The organism is Methylobacterium sp. E-012, assembly GCF_057836545.1.
The window spans coordinates 2,730,205-2,751,663 of the sequence record NZ_JBYQEY010000001.1; the positions used below are offsets into that span (position 1 = coordinate 2,730,205).

Annotated in this window: 24 protein-coding genes; 4 read left to right on the forward strand and 20 right to left on the reverse strand. The window is 65.5% G+C overall.

All coding sequences use genetic code 11. From position 1 onward, the window contains the following. Positions 1–35 precede the first annotated feature (35 nt). The gene (locus tag AC3IF1_RS13035) at positions 36–440 is read right to left on the reverse strand and encodes a hypothetical protein (RefSeq protein ID WP_489217869.1); all 405 of its coding nucleotides are present in this window, start codon (positions 438–440) and stop codon (positions 36–38) included. A 58-nt stretch (positions 441–498) separates the two neighbouring features. On the opposite strand from AC3IF1_RS13035, the gene AC3IF1_RS13040 reads away from it, so the two are divergent. Then, positions 499–963 carry a hypothetical protein gene (locus AC3IF1_RS13040; protein WP_489217870.1) on the forward strand — a complete coding sequence of 155 codons (465 nt, stop codon included), beginning with the start codon at positions 499–501 and terminating at the stop codon, positions 961–963. A gap of 10 nt (positions 964–973) precedes the next feature. Here AC3IF1_RS13040 and AC3IF1_RS13045 read toward each other — a convergent pair whose 3' ends face one another. The 13 genes from AC3IF1_RS13045 to AC3IF1_RS13105 form a co-directional block, all read right to left on the reverse strand. Continuing rightward, the gene (locus AC3IF1_RS13045; RefSeq protein ID WP_489217871.1) at positions 974–1,345 is read right to left on the reverse strand and encodes a phage tail tube protein; all 372 of its coding nucleotides are present in this window, start codon (positions 1,343–1,345) and stop codon (positions 974–976) included. Positions 1,346–1,419: 74 nt separating this feature from the next. Then, positions 1,420–2,982 carry a hypothetical protein gene (locus AC3IF1_RS13050; protein WP_489217872.1) on the reverse strand — a complete coding sequence of 521 codons (1,563 nt, stop codon included), beginning with the start codon at positions 2,980–2,982 and terminating at the stop codon, positions 1,420–1,422. Positions 2,983–3,043: 61 nt separating this feature from the next. After that, complete coding sequence (locus AC3IF1_RS13055; protein ID WP_489217873.1) at positions 3,044–3,469, reverse strand: hypothetical protein; 426 nt, start codon at positions 3,467–3,469, stop codon at positions 3,044–3,046. Continuing rightward, positions 3,469–4,233, reverse strand: coding sequence for a hypothetical protein (locus AC3IF1_RS13060; protein ID WP_489217875.1), 765 nt, complete (start codon positions 4,231–4,233; stop codon positions 3,469–3,471). Before AC3IF1_RS13060 ends, AC3IF1_RS13055 begins: the two co-directional genes overlap by 1 nt. Then, positions 4,230–4,643 (reverse strand): hypothetical protein, encoded by a 414-nt coding sequence (locus AC3IF1_RS13065; RefSeq protein ID WP_489217876.1) that lies wholly within the window; start codon positions 4,641–4,643, stop codon positions 4,230–4,232. Before AC3IF1_RS13065 ends, AC3IF1_RS13060 begins: the two co-directional genes overlap by 4 nt. Before the next feature lie 5 nt (positions 4,644–4,648). Continuing rightward, on the reverse strand, positions 4,649–4,915 hold the full coding sequence (locus tag AC3IF1_RS13070) for a hypothetical protein (RefSeq protein ID WP_489217877.1): 267 nt from the start codon (positions 4,913–4,915) through the stop codon (positions 4,649–4,651). Between the two features lie 11 nt (positions 4,916–4,926). After that, positions 4,927–6,009: a major capsid protein gene (locus tag AC3IF1_RS13075; RefSeq protein ID WP_489217879.1), complete on the reverse strand. Its 1,083-nt coding sequence runs from the start codon at positions 6,007–6,009 to the stop codon at positions 4,927–4,929. Between the two features lie 4 nt (positions 6,010–6,013). Further along, positions 6,014–6,394 (reverse strand): head decoration protein, encoded by a 381-nt coding sequence (locus AC3IF1_RS13080; protein WP_489217880.1) that lies wholly within the window; start codon positions 6,392–6,394, stop codon positions 6,014–6,016. 2 nt (positions 6,395–6,396) lie between these two features. Beyond that, a complete protein-coding gene (locus AC3IF1_RS13085) occupies positions 6,397–7,569 on the reverse strand; it encodes a head maturation protease, ClpP-related (RefSeq protein WP_489217881.1) in 1,173 nt (390 codons plus the stop codon). A 23-nt stretch (positions 7,570–7,592) separates the two neighbouring features. Then, positions 7,593–9,155 carry a phage portal protein gene (locus AC3IF1_RS13090; RefSeq protein WP_489217882.1) on the reverse strand — a complete coding sequence of 521 codons (1,563 nt, stop codon included), beginning with the start codon at positions 9,153–9,155 and terminating at the stop codon, positions 7,593–7,595. Between the two features lie 32 nt (positions 9,156–9,187). Then, entirely contained in the window at positions 9,188–9,439 is a 252-nt protein-coding gene (locus AC3IF1_RS13095; RefSeq protein WP_489217883.1) for a phage head-tail joining protein, read from the reverse strand. Positions 9,440–9,446: 7 nt separating this feature from the next. Then, positions 9,447–11,435 (reverse strand): phage terminase large subunit family protein, encoded by a 1,989-nt coding sequence (locus AC3IF1_RS13100; RefSeq protein WP_489217884.1) that lies wholly within the window; start codon positions 11,433–11,435, stop codon positions 9,447–9,449. Positions 11,436–11,469: 34 nt separating this feature from the next. Further along, on the reverse strand, positions 11,470–12,009 hold the full coding sequence (locus tag AC3IF1_RS13105) for a hypothetical protein (RefSeq protein WP_489220388.1): 540 nt from the start codon (positions 12,007–12,009) through the stop codon (positions 11,470–11,472). Between the two features lie 653 nt (positions 12,010–12,662). Here AC3IF1_RS13105 and AC3IF1_RS13110 point away from each other — a divergent pair. Then, entirely contained in the window at positions 12,663–13,544 is an 882-nt protein-coding gene (locus tag AC3IF1_RS13110) for a toll/interleukin-1 receptor domain-containing protein (protein WP_489217885.1), read from the forward strand. Positions 13,545–13,786: 242 nt separating this feature from the next. Here AC3IF1_RS13110 and nusG read toward each other — a convergent pair whose 3' ends face one another. The 6 genes from nusG to AC3IF1_RS13140 form a co-directional block, all read right to left on the reverse strand. Continuing rightward, positions 13,787–14,488, reverse strand: coding sequence for a transcription termination/antitermination protein NusG (gene nusG, locus AC3IF1_RS13115; protein ID WP_489217886.1), 702 nt, complete (start codon positions 14,486–14,488; stop codon positions 13,787–13,789). Further along, positions 14,488–14,856 carry a hypothetical protein gene (locus tag AC3IF1_RS13120; RefSeq protein ID WP_489217887.1) on the reverse strand — a complete coding sequence of 123 codons (369 nt, stop codon included), beginning with the start codon at positions 14,854–14,856 and terminating at the stop codon, positions 14,488–14,490. The genes nusG and AC3IF1_RS13120 overlap by 1 nt, the downstream gene beginning before the upstream one ends. A gap of 8 nt (positions 14,857–14,864) precedes the next feature. Beyond that, complete coding sequence (locus AC3IF1_RS13125) at positions 14,865–15,125, reverse strand: hypothetical protein (protein ID WP_489217888.1); 261 nt, start codon at positions 15,123–15,125, stop codon at positions 14,865–14,867. Between the two features lie 190 nt (positions 15,126–15,315). Next, positions 15,316–18,093: a PriCT-2 domain-containing protein gene (locus AC3IF1_RS13130; RefSeq protein WP_489217889.1), complete on the reverse strand. Its 2,778-nt coding sequence runs from the start codon at positions 18,091–18,093 to the stop codon at positions 15,316–15,318. Next, positions 17,979–19,100, reverse strand: coding sequence for an ATP-dependent DNA helicase (locus tag AC3IF1_RS13135; protein WP_489217890.1), 1,122 nt, complete (start codon positions 19,098–19,100; stop codon positions 17,979–17,981). Before AC3IF1_RS13135 ends, AC3IF1_RS13130 begins: the two co-directional genes overlap by 115 nt. 76 nt (positions 19,101–19,176) lie before the next feature. Further along, complete coding sequence (locus AC3IF1_RS13140) at positions 19,177–19,551, reverse strand: hypothetical protein (RefSeq protein WP_489217891.1); 375 nt, start codon at positions 19,549–19,551, stop codon at positions 19,177–19,179. Positions 19,552–19,664: 113 nt separating this feature from the next. Here AC3IF1_RS13140 and AC3IF1_RS13145 point away from each other — a divergent pair, with 113 nt between their 5' ends. Then, the gene (locus AC3IF1_RS13145; RefSeq protein WP_489217892.1) at positions 19,665–20,219 is read left to right on the forward strand and encodes a hypothetical protein; all 555 of its coding nucleotides are present in this window, start codon (positions 19,665–19,667) and stop codon (positions 20,217–20,219) included. Positions 20,220–20,542: 323 nt separating this feature from the next. Further along, on the forward strand, positions 20,543–21,274 hold the full coding sequence (locus AC3IF1_RS13150) for a helix-turn-helix transcriptional regulator (RefSeq protein WP_489217893.1): 732 nt from the start codon (positions 20,543–20,545) through the stop codon (positions 21,272–21,274). The last annotated feature ends 185 nt before the right edge of the window (positions 21,275–21,459 follow it).

Sequence of the window (21,459 nt, forward strand, 5' to 3'; positions counted from 1 at the left end):
CTCAGCGCGCTCGACGGCGCGCGAGTACCAGTCGATCATTTGTCCGAAGGTGAGGCGTCCGACGGCGTCTGGTCCCCATTCGAGGTCGAAGACGAGGGCTTCTGCGACGCCGTCGAGCCAGCGGTCACTCTTGGATCGACGGCGAGGAAAAAACCGCAGATCGTGCCCTCGACGCGCTTCGTGTCCTTCATGCCGAGCTGAGACAGGAGCGCTGGGTCACCGGCCTGCTGCCCCTCGACGATGAGGCGCTCGGCATAGTCTCGCACCCGGTCGGGTAGTGGCACCGGCCTGACCATGTTCGGATCTTCCGGCGAAGTCGCCCAGACGTAGGGGTCGCCGATATTGACGTAGTCGTCCCACCGCGGCTCGCGGAATTCCAGCTGGGTGTGGACCTTGTGGCCCACGATCCTCTGGTCGAGGACGACGATCGCGTTGGGCATCGTGGCTCCTGGCCGGGCGCGGCCTATCTTCCCGACGTTCAGGCGGAGGGAAATTCACATGCGGTTGATGGTAGTCGTAGCGGCGGTGACGCTCGCTTGCGGAGCGGCTCGGGCTGACGGGTGCGACGTGCAGACGGCGGAGATTGTACAAGCAACCGGCGCTCGATTCGATCACCGCTCACCGAGTGGCGAAAACGTTTTTCTGAAGCATCCCATCGCGCACGAGTTCGTCATGACTTGTCGGGACGGCGTCCTAGTCGGACCGGGCCACATCAGTCTCTCGTTCGACGGGGCTTATCCGACCACTGGTTACTTCGACCTTGTGGCAGCGGCCGCCGCTTCGTCGCTGCGAGTGCCGGCAGCCGAAGTGAGACGAATGGCAGTGCTGTGCCACAAAACAGCTCTGACCGATTCGGAGGAGATGGCGGAGGCGACGTCGAAGATCGCGAAGGTAGACTGCCAAGCATTCCGGCGTGACGGCGGCGGAACGCTTATCAGCGTATGGCCACCACAGAAGGACTGATTCGACCCCCTCAGGCCGCCCGGTACTGGTCCGACGCCACCGACAGCCCGGTGACCTCACCAGTGTCTGTGTCGATGTCGGGCTCACCGACCCAGGAGCCGGACGTGAAGTAGTGCGTCCAGTTGGCGTCATCTTCGATGAAGGTGACGTCGACGTCAGCCAACAGCATGGTGTCGTCCCACAGGATCGCCGACGCCTTGCTGCCGCGGTCGAAGCTCAGCGAGATCATCGGCAGCTTCGCCTCAACTGTGCGGTAGGCCGAGCCGTCACGATTGGGATCTGCCTTCGGAGTGGCGGCCGCCGGCTTGATGCTGGCCTTGCCGCGGCCGGAGAACCGCTGACCGCCGATCCGGATGCTGTATCGTCCGCCCTTGGTATCCATGGCCGGCCTTCCTCAAGATGATGGGGTGGAGAGAGCGGCCGGGCCGCGAGCAGATGGGATCGAGGCGTTGGGCCTCAGATCGCCTGATCGGATTGGTCGAGGTAGCTGGTCTGATTGACCGCATTGATCCGGAGCTGCGCCGCCGCCGTGATCGGCAGGTAGTAGTTCACCCGGTCGTTGGCGTAGTCGGCGAAGATCCGGATGTTGGCCACGAACAGGTCGAGTTGGCGGATGATGCCGGCGCGGTGCAGGTCGGTCGCGGCATGGACCGAGGTCTGCTCCAGGTCGATCGGCGTGACGACACCCTGCAGGTTGGCTGGGTTGTCCTCCATGAGGGCCGACCGCGGGTAGGTGCCCTGGATCTTGGTCCGGAAGTACCGAGCCGAGTACGCCGCAATCGCGATGTCCTCGATGTCGAGCCAGGTCCGGTCGGACAGGCCTGACGGGTTGACCCGGTAGGTCGTCACGATGCGGTCGCAGGCCATCTGCCCGTCGGCCGTCGCCGTGAAGGTCGAGATGCCGTTGCGCAGCAGGCTGTCGCGGTCCGGCTGGGCGAACAGCGCGTTCGGATCCTTCGGCGGGCGCAGGCCACGCAGCACGCGGGTCTGCATCGGACGGGCGATCTCGACGGCGACGGCCAGCGAGCGCCCGAGGTTCTTCAGGAACGCGATCTCACCACCGAGGGAGGCCGAAATGCACCATGCAGCCTGGGGCCACTGGTGGATGCCGGCGATCGTCACGTGCCGATCGTTGCGGGTCTGACCGAATGTGGTCTGCGTCGACAGGTTGCCGTGGTTGTGGGTGGTGTAGTGGCCGAGCAGGCCGACCAGCGGGGCCGAGCGGCCCGATCCGGCGTCCGAGAGGAAGTCGCGGACGACGTTGAGCTGTGCCGTCGAGGAGTACGGCCCGCAGATCCAGTCGGCGTTCTGGGCGCCGAGCGTCGCCAGGACGGCGGCCATGTCGACGTCGCCGGTGCCGCTCGCCATCGGGGTGATGGTGACGGTGATCCCGGGCACCTCGACCTCATCGCCGTCGAGGCCGGTCTCGATGCGCCAGCCGTTGGTTTCCGTGCCGGGGTGACGGGCGGTCAACGTGACGTCGGTCGCGGTGGGCGTGCCACCGGCTTTCACCGCGGCACCGACCGGGGCGAGCATGCGGATGTTGAACTTGGTGTAGCCCTGAGCGAACTTCGCGACGAACGCGGCCGCCACGACCGCGGCGGTGTCGCCGATCGCCACGTTCACGTCGTAGCGCTCGCCGCCGAGATAGCGCGTGACCGTGCCGGTCGAAGTCGCGGTGCCGGCGAAGCTGAGCGCGCCGACCGCGGCCGCGGGGCTGGCGCCGACGGCCGGGGTGGCGTCGACGAACAGCATCTCACCGAGCGGGTTCTGCTGCCGGGCATACAGGACCTGCTCCGCGCCGATCGAGCCGAGGCCGCACAGGGTGTTCGGGTTCTGGCTGCCGACGTTGATCGGCAGACCGCGCAGCGCCGCGGGCGATCCCGGCAGGGCGCGGCCGAGCACGACCTGACGCGAGGTGCCGGAATAGGCCGGGGGGCCGGCGTTGAACTCGACCATGAAGGCCGGCACGAGCACATCAGCCGGCGTGTTCTCGAAGGCGACGGGGCCCTGGGGCATCGGCGGGATCTCCAGCTAGAGGGGGAGCCGCAGGGCGGTCCCGTGAGGGATTTCGGGTCGGTCAGGCGCTCGGGCCGTCGGCGGCTGCGAGGATGGCTTGCGCCTCCTCGGGCTTCATGTTGGCGATCTCGTCGTCGGTCTTGCCGAGCGCCTTCAGACGCTTGCGGTTGGCCGCGGTGATCATGAACGGGACCGAGGCGACCGTGCCGTCGGCGGGGACCTGCTCGGGCGCCTGCTCGGCGGCCTTCTCGGCCGGAACGATCTGCTGGGCGCCCTCCGCCGGCGCTGCGTCGGCGCCCGGCCCATCGTTCTTCGCCTCGGGCAGATCTTCCTCGGCCACCTCGGACACGACGATGTCCTCGCGGGCCGCGAGGCGAGCCCAGTGCACCGACCACTCGACCACGCGGCCTTCCGGCGGCAAGTCGGTCTTGCGGAGCGGGTCCGGGATCGTTGCGGCCGGATCGGCGGGCTTCACATGCTTGCGCATCAGGGCACCTGCGAGAAATCGGTGGAGCCGACTGCCGGCAGAGTGCCGGGCATCTGATCGGGGAGGATGACGGGCTGGGATGGCGGGGTCGTCGGAGGCGTGATCGCCAAGGCTATCTGCTGGGCGAGTTTCAGGCACGCTTGATAACCGGAGGAGCCCTCGACCATGGCCTCAGCTACGGTCCGCAGCGGGTCGGGCAGCATGCCGAACGGCCCGGGCGGGATCGCATAGCTGTCGATCTGCTCGCCCTTGAGCTCGACGCTGAACTTCAGGAGGTGGATGGCGAGGCGCTCGCCCCCGTCGTCGGGTGAGAACCGGGACGACGTCCGCTTCGAGACGCGTCGGGTGACAGCCTTGAGAAGCAGGCGCCCCGCAGGCGTGAGCTGGCGCGCCAGCGGATGGGTCTTACCCTCTGTCAGGATCCATTCGGCGCACTGCTCGATCAGGTCGAGAGAGGCCTCAAGCTCGCCGTCGGTGCCTGGCTGGAGGTAGTAGTCGCCGGCATCGTCCTGGACGAACTGCGCCATGCCGATCTCAAGCACGAGGTCGCAGCTGTCGTTGAACGGGGCGCCACCGTTCTGAGCGTTCCACGCCTCGCCGATCAGTTCCTCGGTCGTCACGACGATGACCGGGACTGGCTCCTTGTCGCTGAAGTCACCGATGCGGGAATCGTAGATACGCCCCTGGCACCGATCGTCGATCACGGGGTGCGAGTTCAGCGCCTCAATCACGGCGAGGCGCAAGGCGGTGCGTTCGAGGCTCATCGGGTGATCGGAGTCAGCGGAACCTGGAGCCCGGCCCGGCCCCGCGACAGCGCCACACCGACCTTGAAAGTCTCGCCGGTCTTGAGCCGCATGAGACGATCACCGGCGTGCAGATCGGGAAAACCATTAGGGCTGGGCGTGAGACGAAGGTGCGGTCCCTCGGACGCTACCTTCCGGGTGGTGTTGTCGGCCATGGCCCGGCCCTTTGCGTACTGGGTCGAGCCGATGTCGCGGTAGGTGGCCCGGAACACGACCTGCTCCCGACTGTCATCGAGCACCGGCTGAGCGTTCACGTCTGGCCGGCCGTTCGCCCCAATGGGGGCCGCATAGGGCTGCAGCCGGAAATCTTCCCCGAAGAATGCGTCAAGACGCTGGAGGGCGTCCGACCATTGTTCGTCGAAGCCGAGCATCGCGCTCAGGCGGCCCGGAGCGCGGCGACGACCTCGGCCTTGTTGCCGGCCTTCGACACGTCGACCCCGCGCTCCTTGGCGATCGCGTCCAACTCGGCGCGGGTCTTGTCGTCGAGGCCATCGTCCTCGGTACCGACATCGTCCTCGCGCTGGGTCTCGCTACCCGACACATCGGCGTCGGCCACCTCATGGGTGCCCGCCGCCAGCGCATCCTTGGCCTCGTCCCAGCCGAGGTGCACGACCTCGTCCTTGCCCTTCTCGCGCAGTCGCATCGTCGCCTCCGTCAGGTCGAGGTGGTGCCGCGCACGAGAAGCGCAGGGCGCTTCACGAACGGCAGGGGGTTGGACTCGGTGTGGATCTTCATCCCCTTGCCGAACTCCATCGGCTCCAGCGGAGCCACGAAGACTTCGGCGTCGGCGGCGTCCGGCGCCTGGTTGACCGCGCCCCAGAAGTCGGGCGGGCACCAGTAGTTGACGAAGGTGTCGGTCGTCCCGATCGGGAAGAAGCGCGCGTCGCCGGCGGGGATGAACCGCTGCGGCGCGGTGCGCGTACCGTCCTCCTGCAGGTACGAGGCTGCGCCCCGGTACTCCTCGAATTCGATCCCGCCGAACCGGAAGCCCTTGCGGACATCGTCGCGCAGGGGCTGCAGCCCGGCCTGATAGAACTTGTAGGCGTCGCGAACGCCGGGATTGGAGACAAGCCCTCGGAAAAATTCCGGCGAGCACAAGGCCTGGACTCCCGTCATCGTCTCACCGAGGAGATTATCCTCCATGTAGCCCGTGACGGCCTGACACATGGTGACGGCATCGACCGCGCCGGCACCTGTGGTGCCGAACTTGAAATCGAAGACCTGCTCGGTCACGCCGAACGTCGCGAACAGGTCGAGGAGCAACGACCCGTCATAATCGAGGATCCGCCCCTTGATCGCACCGACCCGAAGATTCTCCAGGGTGATCGCGTGCTTCTGGCGCATCGTGATCAGCTTGCGGTCCATGAAGCCTTGAACCGTCTCAAGACCGATGTTGCTGGCGAGGCCACCGCCGTTGATGATCCCGAGCGCCAGCATGTTCTGCACATCGGACGCGAGGACGGCGTCGTCGTGGGGGATGTGCAGCACGTAGAACGGGATCGGCTTCTGCTTGCCACGAGTGCCGAGCGAGGCCGGAGCGCCGACCGACCGCGTCGGCAGGAGGTTCAGCACGCCGTTCTCGATAACGACGACGCCACCACGGGTCGCGATCGGCTCGGGCCTGAACAGGCCGAGCTGCTTGATGCGCCCGTACATGTTGGGCACCTGATAGATGCCCTGCGTCAGCGCGGCCGCCGAAAAGGCGTCCTGGTTGAAGATGTCGATGATCGTCGGCATTGGATCAGGCTCCCTGACGGACCTTGATGCCCATCGTGGCAAGCTGCGCATCGGCAGCCGCTCGCTTGGTCGCATCGGTGACGGTAGGCCCGTAGGTCAGGCCGGCGTGGCTCACGACCGCGTCGCAATCGACGACCACGGCGGAAACGTCGGCGCTGGTCGCGTCGACGGGGAAGACCAGGATGGCGGCGGCGGTCTGGGAACCATCGGACCCGGTCGCGGCGTTCGGCGTGAATTTGCCTGTGGCCGTGAGCTTGCCGAGGACCTGGCCGCTGAGCAGCTTGCCGGCGCCTGACGCGATGATCGCGGTGCTGCGCGAGCGATAGGAGTCCGCCTCGGACTTGAGCCAGTCGGAGGCGACGGGAGCGGTGACGAGCAGGGACATGATCAGGCGTCCTTGGAAAGGCCGGCGCGCTTGAGCGTGCGCTGCATCGACGACTGGGCTGCGGAGATGCCGGCGGTCGGGCCATCGGCGGCGGGAGGCGCGTGCGACGCGATCGAAGTTTTCTCCTCGGCCGCCACGAGCTTGTCGAAGAGTGCAGCGCGCGCCTGCTCGACGGTCTTGCCCTCGGCGAGCATGGTCGCGTCGAGGTCGGCCGGGAGCGTCGGGTCCTTGCGGCGCGCAAGCGCGACGAGGTTTCGGACCTCACCGGCCGCGCCGACGCGTTCCTTGGCTTGGGCGACGGTTACGCCCTCTGCGAGCAGAGTGGCGGCCATGGTCGGCACACCGCCATCGACACACAGCTTCGCAATCTCGGAGGCGTCCGAACGCGACAGGGTCGTGGCGTTGACCGTCGGACCATCAACGATGGCCGCAAGAGCGGCGGTGGGATTGGGCGGAGTGGCGGCCTGGGGTGCCGCCGGTTCGTTGGCCATGGGAGTCTCCACGTGGCGCTGAGGGACGGCCGGCGTGGCCGCGGTGGGACGCGCGCGATTGCTCCACGCGCGCCGGTCCGACAAAGCGACGAGGCGCTCCGGCGGGTGTTCGAAGAGGCGGTAGTCGAAGGCCGTCGGCTGGGGCTCAGCCCCCTGGGCGGGCGTGCGGGTCAGCACGCGGTCGGCGTAGCCGCCAGCGACGGCTTCCTCGGGCGTCATCCAGATCTCGGCCCGCATGTCGCTGCGGATGGCGTCCAGGGCCTTGCCGGTCTTCTCGGCGTAGATCCCAGCCATGGCGTTCGCGAGCGCCGTCAGGGCGGTGATCTGCTTCTCGTGGTCGTCGACAGTCCCGAAGGTGAAGCCCGACGGATCGTGGACCATCATCAGGGCACCAGGGGACATCACCACCTCGTCGCCCGCCATGGCGATTACGGAGGCGGCCGAAGCTGCGATGCCTTCAACGACGATGACCTTACGGCCCTGGTGCGCTGCGATCGCCGCGTGGATTGCAGCGCCTTCGAAAGCTATACCCCCGCCGCTATTGAGACGGATCGTGACATCCTGGCCGCGCCCGACCTGGGCGAGAGCGAGGATGACGTCGGACGAAGTGAAGCATTCGTCCCAATAGAGATCGCCGACCGTGCCCGAGAGCACGATCTCGTTCCCGCTGACCAGTACGGTCATAGCAGCTCCTATTAGGGCTGAGACTATTCGGCAGCCTGGGGTACAGGCTCGGCCGGCGGTTCATCGGGCAGCTCATCGAGCTTAGTCGCCCGCCTGCCGTCGCTCGTGTACGAGAGACCCAGATCGTCGGCCCGGTCGTTGTCGGCCTTGTTCTCGGCGTCGATGACTTCGGCGTCGTAGCCGCCCTCGGCCACTTTCTGGGTCCGTGACGAGAAGCCCGCCTGGACTTCCATGGCCTTGCCCTGCACGTCCTGCACAGGGTGGATGTACGGCCACGCCTGCGGGATCCATTTGACCGCCGCCGCCTGGGCCCGCGTCATACCGCGGGGCAGCTCCAATGCACCGGAAAGCAGCGCAAGGTCGAACCACCGCTGCCAGACCGGCCGGCAGAACTGAAACACGATCAGGTGGTGCTGCCAGCCCTCGACGCCGCGGCGAAAATCGTTGAGCGCCGCGCGCAGCGTCCGGTCATTGAGCTGGCTGTAGTCGCCGCTCAGGAGCTCGTAGAGCAGCCCCAGCGCCGCCGCGACCTGCCGCTTGGATTCGCGGACGAACACCTCGAAGTTCGGTCCGACATCCGGGGGCGTGAGGAAGGTGACATCCTCGCCGTCGGCGAGCACCTGAAGGGTGCCCGGCTCGAACTCCACCGTCGCCGCGCCGTCGTCGTCGGGGGGATCGGAACCCAGCGGGCCACCTCCCGGCAGGCCATCGCCCTCTTCCAGCTTCCGCCGGATGAAGCCGACGAGGCGAGCAGCGTTCTTCTTCCGCACCAGCTCGGCGTCGAGGTAGCCGTCGAGGTCGTAGAGCGTCCGAAGGGCTCGGGCTAGCCAGGGTTCGCCCCGGTCCTGGCTCGGCCGCTGCGCCCGGTAGAGGTGGCACACGTCCGTGGCTGGCACGAGCGCCAGCTCGAACGCGTCGACGTTCAGGAGCAGGTCGCCCGGGTGTTCACGATAGAGCCAGAACCCGGTCCGCTTGCCCTTGCCGTCGTACTGGATGCCCTGACGGATCCGCGCGGTTGCGTCGGTCTTGAGGTGGGGGCAGTGCTCCCCCTCAAGAACTTGCAGCTGCAGCGGGACCGACAGGCCATCCGACGGAAGGCGAGTCCGCAGCCGCGTGAAGGTCTCGCCGCCCTCGACCATGCCGCGAACGGCCAGCGCCTGGAGACCGTAGAAATCGTGGGCGCCGACGCTGTCGGCCTGATCAGTCCAGTCCAGCCACAGTGCCTGGACCTTCGCCCGGAACGCCGCATCTTCCCGCTTGGTTCGCTCGGCGGCTTTTTGCGACAGGCCCTCGACCGGTCGGCCGGCCATGCTGCGCGGCACGATTCCGGTACCGACCATGTTTGACGTCAGGCGGTCGACCGCAGATCCGGCGTAGGCGTTACGCCGCGCCTGGTCGCGGCTCTTCCGGCGTAGTTCATCCAGCGCGTAGACGATCGCGGTATTCGGACCGTAACTGCCAACCCGCCACGTGCGAGACCGGCGACCGCGCCCATTGGCGATGTCGTAGGCGGGAGCCTCGCCCGGGCCGAAGCCACCGTCGAGGTCGAGCGCGACAGGCTCGACGTACTGTGCGGTGCCCTTCACACGGAAGCGGGCGCCGTGGGACGATCGCGGAGTTACCACCCGCTGCGCCCAGTCAGCACGACCTGCCGCGTCCGACGCGGAACAGCGGGACTCAGATCCAACTCTAGATCGCGGATGCGCGTCAGCAGATCGGCGCGTGCCTGCCGCATCTCCGCATAGGTCCGGTAGGTGATCCGGCCGGTGTCGGCATCTTCCAGGGTGAGGACACCGCTCGCCATGGCGCCATCGAGAGAGCCGAGCTTGACGCGTAGGTCGGCGAGTATCGTCGGGCGGTTGTCGTACATCTGCGCCTCACCGACGGTTCGCGACACGGCTACGTCGGACGGAGCGCCGCTGCTGATCCCGCGCCGCCCGGGTGTTGGCGGCGACCACGGGCGGCACGCTGGCCTCGGACGCCTGGTGCCGCTCAATGCCGAGCAGCGCCTCCAGATCGCGCCAGTGCACCTCGCGCCACCGATCCCAGCCGCGCATGGCAGCGAGGCCGCGGGCGTAGTTTGCGCAGTCCAACCACTCGTTGCGGCGGCCGCCGATCGGGACCCACTCGCGCCGGGTGCGGCCGCGGTTCGTGCTGACCACCAGTTCCTCGGCGGTGAGCTGCTTGACCCCATCTTCGGTCACATCCCGTGGAAGATGGACGAAGCCTGCCGGAAAATCCTGGTCCGCTGCGGGGCGCTGAAGGGCGAGGCACCCCATTAGCTCTTGCTTGGCGAACGAGACGCCGATGCGGATAGTCTTCAAGCCGCGCTGTAGCTTCTTGCCCGCCGCGTTTGCATCCTTCGCACCGACGCCGAGAAAAGCGCCCGCATAGCTATCGGAGCCGTCGACCGCATGGACGTTGCCGCGGCCGGCCTGCGATCGGACGAAGGCATAGACCTCCGCGGTGAAGGCGCCAGAGTCGATGCCCCAGTCCCGTACCGCCATGTCGACGCCGTTCTCGTGCGCCCAACTCTCATCGAACATGGCCGCGAGATCGGCCCAGACTGGCGCCCGCCCGGTATCGCCCGGCAGAACCCGATGCTCGACCAGCCAGCGCTCGCGGTTGCGGCCGAAGCCCCAGACGCTGACCTCGATGCGATCCTTCTGGATGTCGACGCCACCGAATAGAATCAGGGCGCCGCGCGAAACCGTCCCGGTCAGATAGCTGTCGCGACGGGCGTAAACGTCCTGCCATTCCGGGGTGTCCGCGCCTTCCTTCCAGGTGCGGGCCAGCTGGGTGTTGAAGAACGTGAGCAAGGCCCCGGGCCCCCGGCGCAGCGCCCGCGCGAACTTGGCCACCGTCTTCGTGATCGTCTGCTTCGGCGCGTAGAGCTTCGAGGCCACGCCGCCGGCATGCTCGTTCGAGACCGCCTCTGTGCCGCAGTGCGCGCACAGAGCGCGCCGCACCCCGTGCGCCTCATCTCCCCAGCGCTCCGGAGTCTGGTGCTCGCCACAGCAGGTGAACGGCCGGGTCTGCCGCCACTCGACCTTGCGCAGCGCCACGAGGCGGTGGGCCTCGGTCCAGGGTTGCTCGCACGAGATGCACTCGTACCGGGCCGTCTCGAGCAAAATCCGGTCCTGCGGATCCTTGTCGAACTTGACCCGGTCCCACTCCAACGACTGCCATGTGCCACAGCCCGGATGCGGACAGTAGACGTAGGCGCGGCGCTGGTCGCTTTCCTCGTAGCTCGTCTCGATCGCGCTGCGCCCGGCGATGGTCGGCGAGCAGGCCAGCACGGTGAGGGCGTTCGCCTCGAACTCGGCCTGCCGCTCTACGGCGAGGTCGATCGGTGGGCCCTCGCTACCGGCCGACGCCGGGAGCTTGTCGATCTCGTCGGCCATCAGCAACCGGATCGGCCGCATGGCGAGGTTGGTCGGGCTGTTGCCCCCGACCATGGTGATGTGCCCTCCGGCGAACTGCTTGTGCCCGAGGGTGGCCCCCGCATCGGTAGCCTTGGCGTCGCCGAACAGATCGCGCAGTACCTTGGTGTCGCGGATCATCGGCGCGAGCCGATCCTTCGAGAACGTCTCAGCCGCGTCGTCCTTCGGAAACAGCGCCAGGATCGGGCACGGGTCCAGGTGGATGAACCGGCCGAGGATGTTCTCGATCACGGTCGTTTTCAGCAGCTGGGTGCACGCCATCAGCGTGATGGTGCGCACGCCCGGCTCGGTCGCCCACAGCATCGGGCCGCGGGCTACCTCGACGCGGGAGACGACGAAGCGCCCACCGTTCGAGGACTCGCGGCTGAGCCGCCGATACCGCTCCGCCCACTGAACCACGTTCAGGTCGGGCGGCGGAGTCATCCCACGCCGCCACGCCGCGGCGAGACTGGCGGTGTCAGCTGATGCTGGCGTCTGGCTCGGGCTCGCCGAGTTCGGCGATGTGCTTGCGGACATGGGCGGTCAGGATCGTTGTCAACGTCCGCGCATCGACCTTTAGCTCGTCGGCCATCTCGATCGCGACCCGGGCCGGCCAGGACATCCACGCGTCCCGCAGTTCGCGGGCGGTATCGAAAAACAGCGCCTCGGCCGCGGCGCGGTCGACGAGGCGGCGATCGTTTTTCAGGACCTCCTGCCGCCGGAACAGCCCGAGGTAGTTCTCTTTGCGCCGCACCGCCTCGTTGAGCGGCAGGTCCTGGGCGTCTGGATCGTAGCTGTCCGCCTCGGCATCCAGGTCGGCTGGGCGGGGCTCGGGAGGCGCGGGTTTGACCGCCGGCTCCGGTTTCTGCTCCGGACGTTCACGCGGGTCCGGCTCGTCCTTCGGAACCGCTCGGACCGGGCGATGCGTCGTGCCGCCCCGGTAACTCGTCGGTCGCTGGTCGAGTTTCCACTCGGTGGCCTCGACGTCCACGAGGCCGGCGGCGGTCAGCACCAGCAAGCCCTGGCCCTTCCACTTGGTCACGACAGCCTTCGAGACGCCGCGGTGCCGGGCGAACTCGGCCTGGGTCAGTGCGGAAGGGCGTTCACTTGGGGCGTTCACCGTTCACCGTTCACGGGTTTTCGACCCTCAGCGCTAGGAAGGGGCCGCGCCTCTACAGCCCGTAGCCCCGTCGAGGTGGCAGGGTCCCCCCACTGTTGCGCAAATGTCACGAATCGGGGTGGTCGCGGCCGACTGGCATGCCAGATCCCAGTTTCCGACGACCGGTCACCATCCGCCTGGCCATGGCCTCGACGTCCTCCACGGTGGTGCGGGTCACCATGCGGACGGCGGGTGCGATGGCGCCGGGCACACCCCGCAGGGTGGAGCGGATGGCGCTTCCTATGACGGTGCGCCGTTGTGCACAGCGACAGGGCATCAGGGTTGGTTCGGCACTACCCGCACAATGCGAGTTGAACCGACATCCGAGCACCTCAGTGTCAGGACCGGGGGTTCGGCTCCGATGTCCATTGATGATACGTACAACCTCACTTCACCGTCACACTCACTCTCACGCGAGCCGAGAATGGTGTAGCCTTGCGGCAACGAGAATAGTGCCCGCGCCAAGCCCGCAATCGGGATGGTCAGCACGGCGACGCCGGGAGCGGAAGTGGATGGTTTCATACGCGTCGAACATCTCTTCGCTGGAACGCGACATCGCTACCCTGATGCGCGACGACGCGAACGAGGCCAGCAAAGAGGCCGACCTGATGGCCAAACAGCACCGCGCCATGGAGGATGCGAGCAAGAGCAAGAGCCCGAACACCGTCGCGTCGAAGTTCCGGGACGCCGAACGCGCGGCAAAGGACTTAGCCAACGTGCGCAAGAAGCGGTCCGATATCGCATCAAAGCTTGCGTCAAAGAACAAAGATCTACGCAACTACTCAGAGCGTCAACTCAAAGAAGATCAGGCCACACAGAAAAAGGCCTTCGACGCACAGAAGAAGATGGCCGACGAACAGAAGCGCCTAATCAAGGAACGCGAGGATCACGATCGCCGCGTGCGCTCCAGCCTTGCTGCCAGCGCCGCCCTGTCACCTATGTCGGCTTGGCCGAGCGCGCCCACGGCCGCGGCCGCTCCCCCGCCGTCCTACGATTTCTTCATCTCACACGCGAGCGAGGACAAGGCGAGCTTCGTGCGGGCGCTGGCGCAGGAACTGACCGACCGGGGCGCCAACATCTTCTACGACGAGGCAACCCTCCGGGTCGGAGACAGCCTGCGCCGCAAGATCGACGAGGGGCTTGCGCGGTCACGGTTCGGCGTGGTCGTGCTGTCCGAGCACTTCTTTAAGAAGGAATGGCCGGCCCGCGAACTCGACGGCCTCGTTGCTCTGGAGACGAGCGGCGCATCCCGCATCCTGCCGATCTGGCACAAGGTGTCGAAGGACGAGGTCGCGGCCTACAGCCCTACGCTGGCCGACAAGGTCGCGCTGAACACAGGGACGAAGAGCATCGCAGAGATCGCCGCCGAACTCTACGACATGCTCGGAACGTGAGCGCCTACCGCGTCTCCCGCAGCCGCCGCCTCGAAGCCCGCTCATGTCGAATTTGACCGGCATGGCGGCATCCGAAAGTCAGGATCGCTGTGGAAAGTGTCGGATCGTGCACCGGCGGTGCACGGTCAGTTGCTTGCGCGGCACTTGTGGAAAAGCGGGGCTCGGCTTCTCCGATGCGGCTCAACATCGACGCTCTAAGGCGGAGGTAAGCGGCAACACTACCCGTGACAGCGCGGGATATACTACGCCTTCGCGACGTCGGCAATTCCCATCACAACCGGCGAGGGGCGACCGAAGATCGCGACGGCCACCTTGATCCGGTCGTTCGGCAGGATTTCCTCGACGATCCCGGGGAAGCTGGCGAACGGGCCGTTGATCACCCGCACAGCCTCGCAGACGCCGATGCCGACCGGGCGCACCACCTCGTTGTCAGCCAGCGCCGTGATGAATCGCTGGAGCACCTTTGGGTCGAGGCGTGCTGGCTTCAGCACAAGCCCCTCGATGTTACCCCGCATCGTCGTGTCGGGCTCCGGCGTCGACACGATCTCCGAGACCCAGGGCAGCTTCGCCACCGCACGCAGGTGATCCTCGTCACGAACCCCGATAATCAGGGTGCGGATCAGCAGTGGTACGTGACGCACCACGCGACGGCCGCGGCGGACCACGACCTCGGAGGCCCTGGGCCGGAACGCCCGTACCTCGTGCGTCGCCAGGGCCTGATCCAGCGCCTTGCGTCCCGTCGACCCAAGCAGCGGCTTGGTGCGGGCCAAGTGCCAGCACAGCGTGTCGTCGATTGTTTCGGCCTTCGCACCCATCTGCGGATCGGCGGCGCTTTCCTGACGGCCGCGCGAGCTTCCGCCGCCGGTAGCCTTCTGCGATGCGCGCCGCTCGGCACGTCGTTGTTGCCGGGCCCGCTCGCGCTGCTTCTTGTCGGGGCGGGCCATCAGGCGCACCACACGTAATCACCGGCGCTGATCCCATGCCAAGCCTTGTCGATCAGATCTCGACGATACACCCCGCGCCGCTCATCCAGCCCTGCGCCCTTCTGGCAGATCGCGCGCATCCCGCGGATTGACCCAGTCAGGCATGAGGCCTGCTCGCCGAACGGTCGAAGGAACGGTGCGGCCTCCCAAGAGGCATAGTCTGCGATGACACAGCGTGACAGTTCTTTGCCGATTACGACAACCAGATCCGCGATTGGTCCTTCCTCTGGCAGGACCGCGGCGTCGCGATCGAGTGCGGCCCCTTCTTCGCGACCGCTCATCGGGTCGCCGAACTCGTGCGGGAAGATGAAGGGCGCGCTCTCGGACATGATGGACCTTAGGGCAGGGGGCGGTTGAGGGTGGCGTAGCTCGCCCAGATCCGCCGCTTGTCGAGCGCGTCCAGGCGTTCGAGGGCGGTGAGGGCCGGCTCCAGAAAATCGGGGTCGCGCTCAGCCTGATGCAGCATCTCGACCAGCGCGCGCCCGCGGGGGCCGGTCGAAAGGTGCACGATGGCACGCAGGCAGCGCAGTCGAGCGACGCATTCGGTGACGGTCAGGTCACCGGCAAACGGTCCCCAACGGTTCGCGGACGCGATCATGGCCGCATTTCCGGGGGCGGATAGGGGTTTGAGGGGTTTAAGGGGTTCATTTCAGCCAGCGCGCATAAACTGTCATCCGCACACGTATGCGGGTGTTGGCGCGCCTCGCTAACGAGTTCTTTGACAGTTTGACCAGTGGCGTTGAAAACAACCACTAAAACCCCTGAAACCCCTAAATCTGGCGGGCGCATCAGAACTCCGGTGCGGAATAGGACCGATAATCGTTCGCGGGTCGATCACCCGGAAAATCGTGGTCAGCGCCCACGCGGCACAAAGTGAACTTGTTGCCGTTGCTTCCGTCGACCTTCATCTCAAGGCGGTGGCCGTCGATTACGCGACCGCTAATTGACGAAAACCATTTCCCGAGTTTCCGTGTATTAACCGCTCCACCTTCCCCAGCCTGGCGCAACAGCAAGTCGCGAAACTCGGCCAATTTGAACTCACCAGGTCCGGTAAAAGAATTAGCAAGCTCACGGTCACACGCCGTTCGTATGATAGTGTTTGTAGTGTAACCACAGAGCAACTTTAGGTTTGCGCGCCAGTGCTCGAACAACTCACGTATGGCCGAAAGAACAGGGTCTTCCTCTCGCGCTTTCTCCATGCTCAGGATTGGATCAGGCTCTCCGAGCCACACGAGGGGCGCGCGCACGACGGCGCTCCAGTCCTCGTACGACCCGAGCGCGCCGCAGACATCGGGTCTCCCATCCGCCTGATAGGCGCGAATGATCGTTAGGACGGCAGCCACATACCGACCGCGGTCTGCCAGCACACGGTCTAGCGGCGAGAAGTCGAACTTCCGTAGCTCTGGACGCTCCAAGCCGGCGTCGAGCGCGCAGATGATAACACGGCGTGTCATGTCGCCGAGCAGAACGAGGTTGTTGCCGGTGGCGTAAACGGCTGCTCGGCATTCAATCTCGGGCGCCTCGCTCTTGCCTAAGATCCGGATGCGTACGAGCGGCCGCTCGACGAGCTGGCACAAAGTGTCACCGCCGAGCTCGCCGTTGACGTTGTCGATCGACACGATGGGCACGGCGCCGAGGAGCAGCGCGCCAAGCCGCTTCTCGGTCTCTTCCTCCGTTTTGCCCGCCGTGATGACGGGGCATCGCCGGCCGGTCGCGATGGCCGCGAACAGGTCCACAAGGTAGCTCTTACCGGTCCCCGGCGTGTGCGCGTTAATCGCGATGAGTGGTGCCGTCGGCACGACGCATCGGATCACCGCGGTTAGGATGCCCGCCAAGGCCACGGCACGATCTACGGGCCCTTCGAACGGAAACCCGCACAGGAGGTCGTTCAGGTCTGCCAGAGCGTGCAAGGCGTCGTCCCGTGTCGGTCGGTCAGGGATCGACGGCAGCACGAAGTCGCGATCGGCCGCGTAGTAGAGCCGCGTGGCCGGATCGTAGCCCGGCTTGTCGAGGATAGACCCATCCGGCCGCAGGCTCGGCGTGGTGATGATGCCCACCACGGACGGAAGGCGCCAATGGCCCTCTCGCTCCAGCAGCATCGCCATCGCGTCGGTCGGCGGGTTCACGTCGAGCCAATCCTCGGCGCGCGCGTCGAACTTCTGGAATCGCATCACGCGTGCGGCCAAGTCCGACATGCCTATGGGCGCGATAGTCCGCATGCGCGCCACGGTGGTCGTCCGGTCCTTCGCGGCAGGTACCGTCTCGACGACCGGACGAACGAGCACACTGGTGCGGGCGAAAACTTCGACCTTGGCGCTGAGCAACACCTCTTCCATCCGGTCGACGGCGCTCGGCACCCGGCCAGCGACGTAGCGCACGATCGGGCGTTGATCGTCGGTATCCGGCTCGATGTCCGGATCGGCGTGTGCGCGGCGCTCCGCCCTATCTTTCTTGGGCGCGCCGGATCGCCCCTTGCGCTTCCATCCGTGGTCTATTGCGTGCCAGAACAGTGTCGCGATCTTGATCGACCTGCCGCTGGCGAAGCTCGACCACTTTCGCGATGTGAAAGCCGCATCGTCGTTCGGCGAGGTAGCCGACCAGTCCTCCCAAAGGTCACGTCCGGCCTCGCCCAGCCCATCGTACAGCGCGAAGCCGATGCGCACCCAGCCGTCATAGTCGAAGTCGTTGGGAATATGGGCGAGAGCGTCGGCAATGGTCTCGCGGTCGGGCTTCTCGCCCGTCTTGTAGCCCGCGGCGCGCTGGCCCTTATCCTCGCGCTTCTTGTCTTCCTGCTTGCGCTCGCGCTTTGTCGACGCGCCTGCCTCGCGCAGGATCTCTTCAGCCTCTGCCACGAACTGGCGCAATGCGCCCTCGGTGACCTCGGGTAGGTCTTCGAAGTTGACAGTCAGTGGCGATGCGTCCGGCCAGCGGTACGGCGCCGCAGTCTCGGGGTGAATGCCGAAACCAACAAACTGCTGGCCGCGGGCCAGGATCTCGACCTTTGTCTCCTTCTCCTTCGGGTCGTCCGTGAACCGGAGCGCAGCGGTCTGCAGCTTGTCGATCGGAATATCAATTCGGTATCCGAGCAGCACCTTCGGTTCGCGCCCGATCCGTACCAGCGGCGTCGGTCCGAGCACTTGACGCGCCAAATCAGCGATGGCCTCGGAGAGGTCCGGTCGAAGTACGTCGATGTCGGCGCCGATCAGCCGTCCGCAGAGAAGGCCGGTATTCGTGCACTCCGGTTGCGTCACGCCCCACCGCTCGATTTCCTCCGTCGAGGCGTCGAGGCAGCGCCGTTCCCATTGCGACATGGTCGGCCTCTTCCCGGCCGACGACACGTTCATCGTGGGACCGGAAACCGGTACCGGGTGGTAGCCACGCTCGCGCACGGCGAGGCGGAGCTCGGTTGGGGTAAGGCGGGTGTGGGCAGTCACGTCGCGGCTGCCCTCGTTCAATGCTGCACGACGGTGACGGCCTGGGCGGCGCGGGTCAGCGCGGTGTAGAGGTGGCGGTTCTTGTTCTCGCGGAAGGCGAAGCTCTCGTCGTAGACGAGGACGCGATCCCACTGGGATCCCTGGCTCTTGTGAACAGTCAGGGCGTATCCGTAGGTGAAGGCGTCGGTCCTCTTCAGGACGTCGAACGGCAGGCCGTCCTCCTCACCATGGAAGAACTCGCGCCGGACGTAGACGCGGACCGGATCTTGGTCTCGATCCTCGATCGACTGCACCATCATGCGGACGCCGTCGTCATCGAAGCCCAAGACTTCGTCGACCTCCCAGAGCGTGCCGTTCAGCAGGCCCTTGGCGTGGTTGTTCCGAAGGCACACGAGCTTGTCGCCTTCCTCAGGCCGGTCCGGATCGAACCCACGGCTGGCCCGGATTTGAGCGTTCAGGGTCCGCCGTGACCGGTTCATGCCGCACAGGGTCTGACCGCTTCGCCGCGTCTCGTCGGCCGGCACGTCGCGTTGACTGATGACGGAGCTGTCGCCGTAGCTGCCCTTCTGGAGGCGGCGCCCCATGCGCACGTCGGTCGCCATACCGATGATCGGGCTCTCGGCCGCCTGACGGTGGATCTCCGTCAGCATCAGGTCCGGATCCTGTCCGGTGAAGAACCCATCGCCGCGCACCGGCGGTAATTGCGCGGGATCGCCCAGGACCAGGATCTTCACGCCGAACGACAGCAGGTCGCCGCCGAGCCGCTCGTCGACCATCGAGCACTCGTCGATGATGACCAAGCGCGCGAGGGAGACATCAGCGAGCCGGTTCAGATTGAACCGCACTCGCGTGACCCAATCGCCGTTCGGTCCTCGCTCCTGTACCTCCTCGGGCGCGTAGATCATGGAATGGATGGTCGAGGCGTCCGCGCAGCCCTTCGAGCGGAGCACGGACGCGGCCTTGCCGGTGAAGGCGCCGAACATGACGCGACCGGAGACGCCGTTCGCGATCTCCCTGGCCAGCGTTGTCTTGCCGGTGCCGGCGTAGCCGAACAGGCGGAACACCTGCGGGCCACCCTGTTCCTTATGCCAGCGACGGATCGCGGCGAGGGCTTGTTCCTGCTGTGACGACCAGGGCATCAGACGCCCTCCAGGTAAGAGCGACGATGCGGGTGGGACAAGCTTCGGCTACCCGGCCGGCGGAGCACCGGCGTCATCAGGCGGCACCCTGATCCAGGGCGCAATCAGCTCCGCGAGCCACCCCGCCCAGTTCAAGATGCGGGTCGCAATCGCGGACCTTGTCCGATAGGCAAAGGGTCGCCGAGCAGGCTTGCAGCCTGGCCAGATGGGCACGATAGGCACGATCGACTTCCTCCCGGGTTCGCGCATCGAGGGCGACCCGCCTGAGGCGGTCCATCTCCTCGGCCCGGATGCTCCGGGCTTCGTTGTTCCAGATACCGCGGATGCGGCGATCTCCGAGGCCGGTCGCAATCGCGACACGACCGAGCGCGGCCTTGACGTTCTCTCCAAGCCGCATCGGTCCGGCAATCAGCTCGACGAGCGAGCGTGCCTCTGCCTGGGCCGTATTCATGCCGCAGCCTCGATGCTTGGGACGATGTCCCGCGGTCGTGGGTGATGTTCCCGCCATCTCGGGTGGCTCCTGTGGTCAAAGGTCTGGCGACCACGAGAGACGGAGACGGATCGGTGACGGGGACGAAGAACAGCAACGACGAACTGGCTGAGCGCGCAGAGCTGGCAGGCGAGAGCGCTCGGCATGGTGCGGATGCTGGTGGTGAAGGCGGTCATGGGCGGCGCTCCGAAGTCTCGGACGCCGCTCGCCGTTTCAGCGCGACGAGGTCGGCCGGGCGAACTTGGCCGGAAGAGAGCGCGTCGAGCCGTGCCGCAGTGCGTGCGGAAGCACCTCTGACGCCGAATCGCAGCTTGCGAACGGCCTCGGCGGAGATTCCGGCGGCTGCGGCGACGTCGGCGTCGGTGAGCCCGGCGGCCCGCATCCAGTCAGACAGGCGCATGTCATGCCTCCGCCTGGAGGCGCCGGGCGCGCTGGCGCCTGCGCGGCTGGCCGAGGTCCTGGCGATCTTCGCCCAGGAGCTGGTCGGTGCGATGCCGATCAACGATCGAAGCGCGATCCTGGAGCGCCTCGCAAACCGGCTCGACGGCTTCGCCAGAGCGGCCACGGGAAGCGACGCCGGTGCTATGCTCGGCGCAATCGGCGGCGCGTTGATGCGGATAGAGCCTTGAGCTGGCCATTATGCGCGCGCCTCAACCAACTTAGATGTATGTCGAGGCAACGAATGCGCATCGATGAGATCCTGATTCGTCACCAACGGCGGGTGATGCTTGGAAGCTGCGTCGAGTAAGGCGGGCCAATACCGGACCGGAATTGAGCGTCGTCTACGCATCGAGGCCGAATGCTCGGTTGTTACACCGATAGCCTTGCCCACAGCTGCAGGTCCGTTGAAGGCCGAAAAGATGGAAGCGACCGTCGTCATGCTTGTCTCTGTACGTTTTGTGGTGCAAACCGTCAAGGCGAAACGTACAGCGCATTTTGTTAGCTTTGCGAGATGACCCAGCCCAATCTCACTGAAGTTCACCTGCGCCTCGCTCACGCTCGTGAGCAAAGGGGCTTTGCGACAGCCTCAGATGCCGCTCGAAGATTTCGGTGGAATGAGAATACGTATCGCAGTCATGAAAATGGAGAACGAGGACTTAAAATAGATGTTGCTTATAGGTACGCCAAGGCTTTCAAAGTTCGCCTAGAATGGCTTCTTATTGGCGAAGAGAATTCAAGCTTTCATAGACAAGAAGGCAGGCTACTGACAGGTGATATTGATAACGAGGGAAATATTACTTATTATCCAACTACAACAGTCGGCAATTTTGTTCCAATTCTCGCTTTTTCTGATTATTTTCCTTTTCACGAGTCCAAAATTTTTGAATTTACTACCACAAAGCCATTGCTGAATTGCTGGCCGGGGGATGTTATCTCAGTCATGGGCTGTATGAAAATTATAAAGACAACAAAGCGCATCAATCCCGGCGATCTTGCAATAATAGTTCTTGAGAATGATAAAGCGGTTCTTCGCACATTAAGACTTAATGACGATAGAACTAAAGTTGATATACAACTTTATCCCGAAATGGGGCCGATCTTTGAGAACTACAAAGATCTTTATTTAGTAGAATGCATTATAAGACGACGCGCATGGGGATATAGAACACTTGATGAATACCAAGCAGAACTAAACGACCCTTACAAAAAAGTTTCGCTCGTCAAGCCTCCGCGTCGACCTTAAGCGCTGTACAAAATGTGTTGACGACGCATCACAAAACGTACAGGGTACCCTCGCCAAGTAGCGAGGCCCCACGATGCTCGCCCACCACCTCATGATCCTCGGACCGTTTCTCGCAGCCTGCGCCCTCTGGGGCGCGGGCCATTTTGCGTTCGGACGCCCCTGACACCGGTCGTGTCTACCGAAGC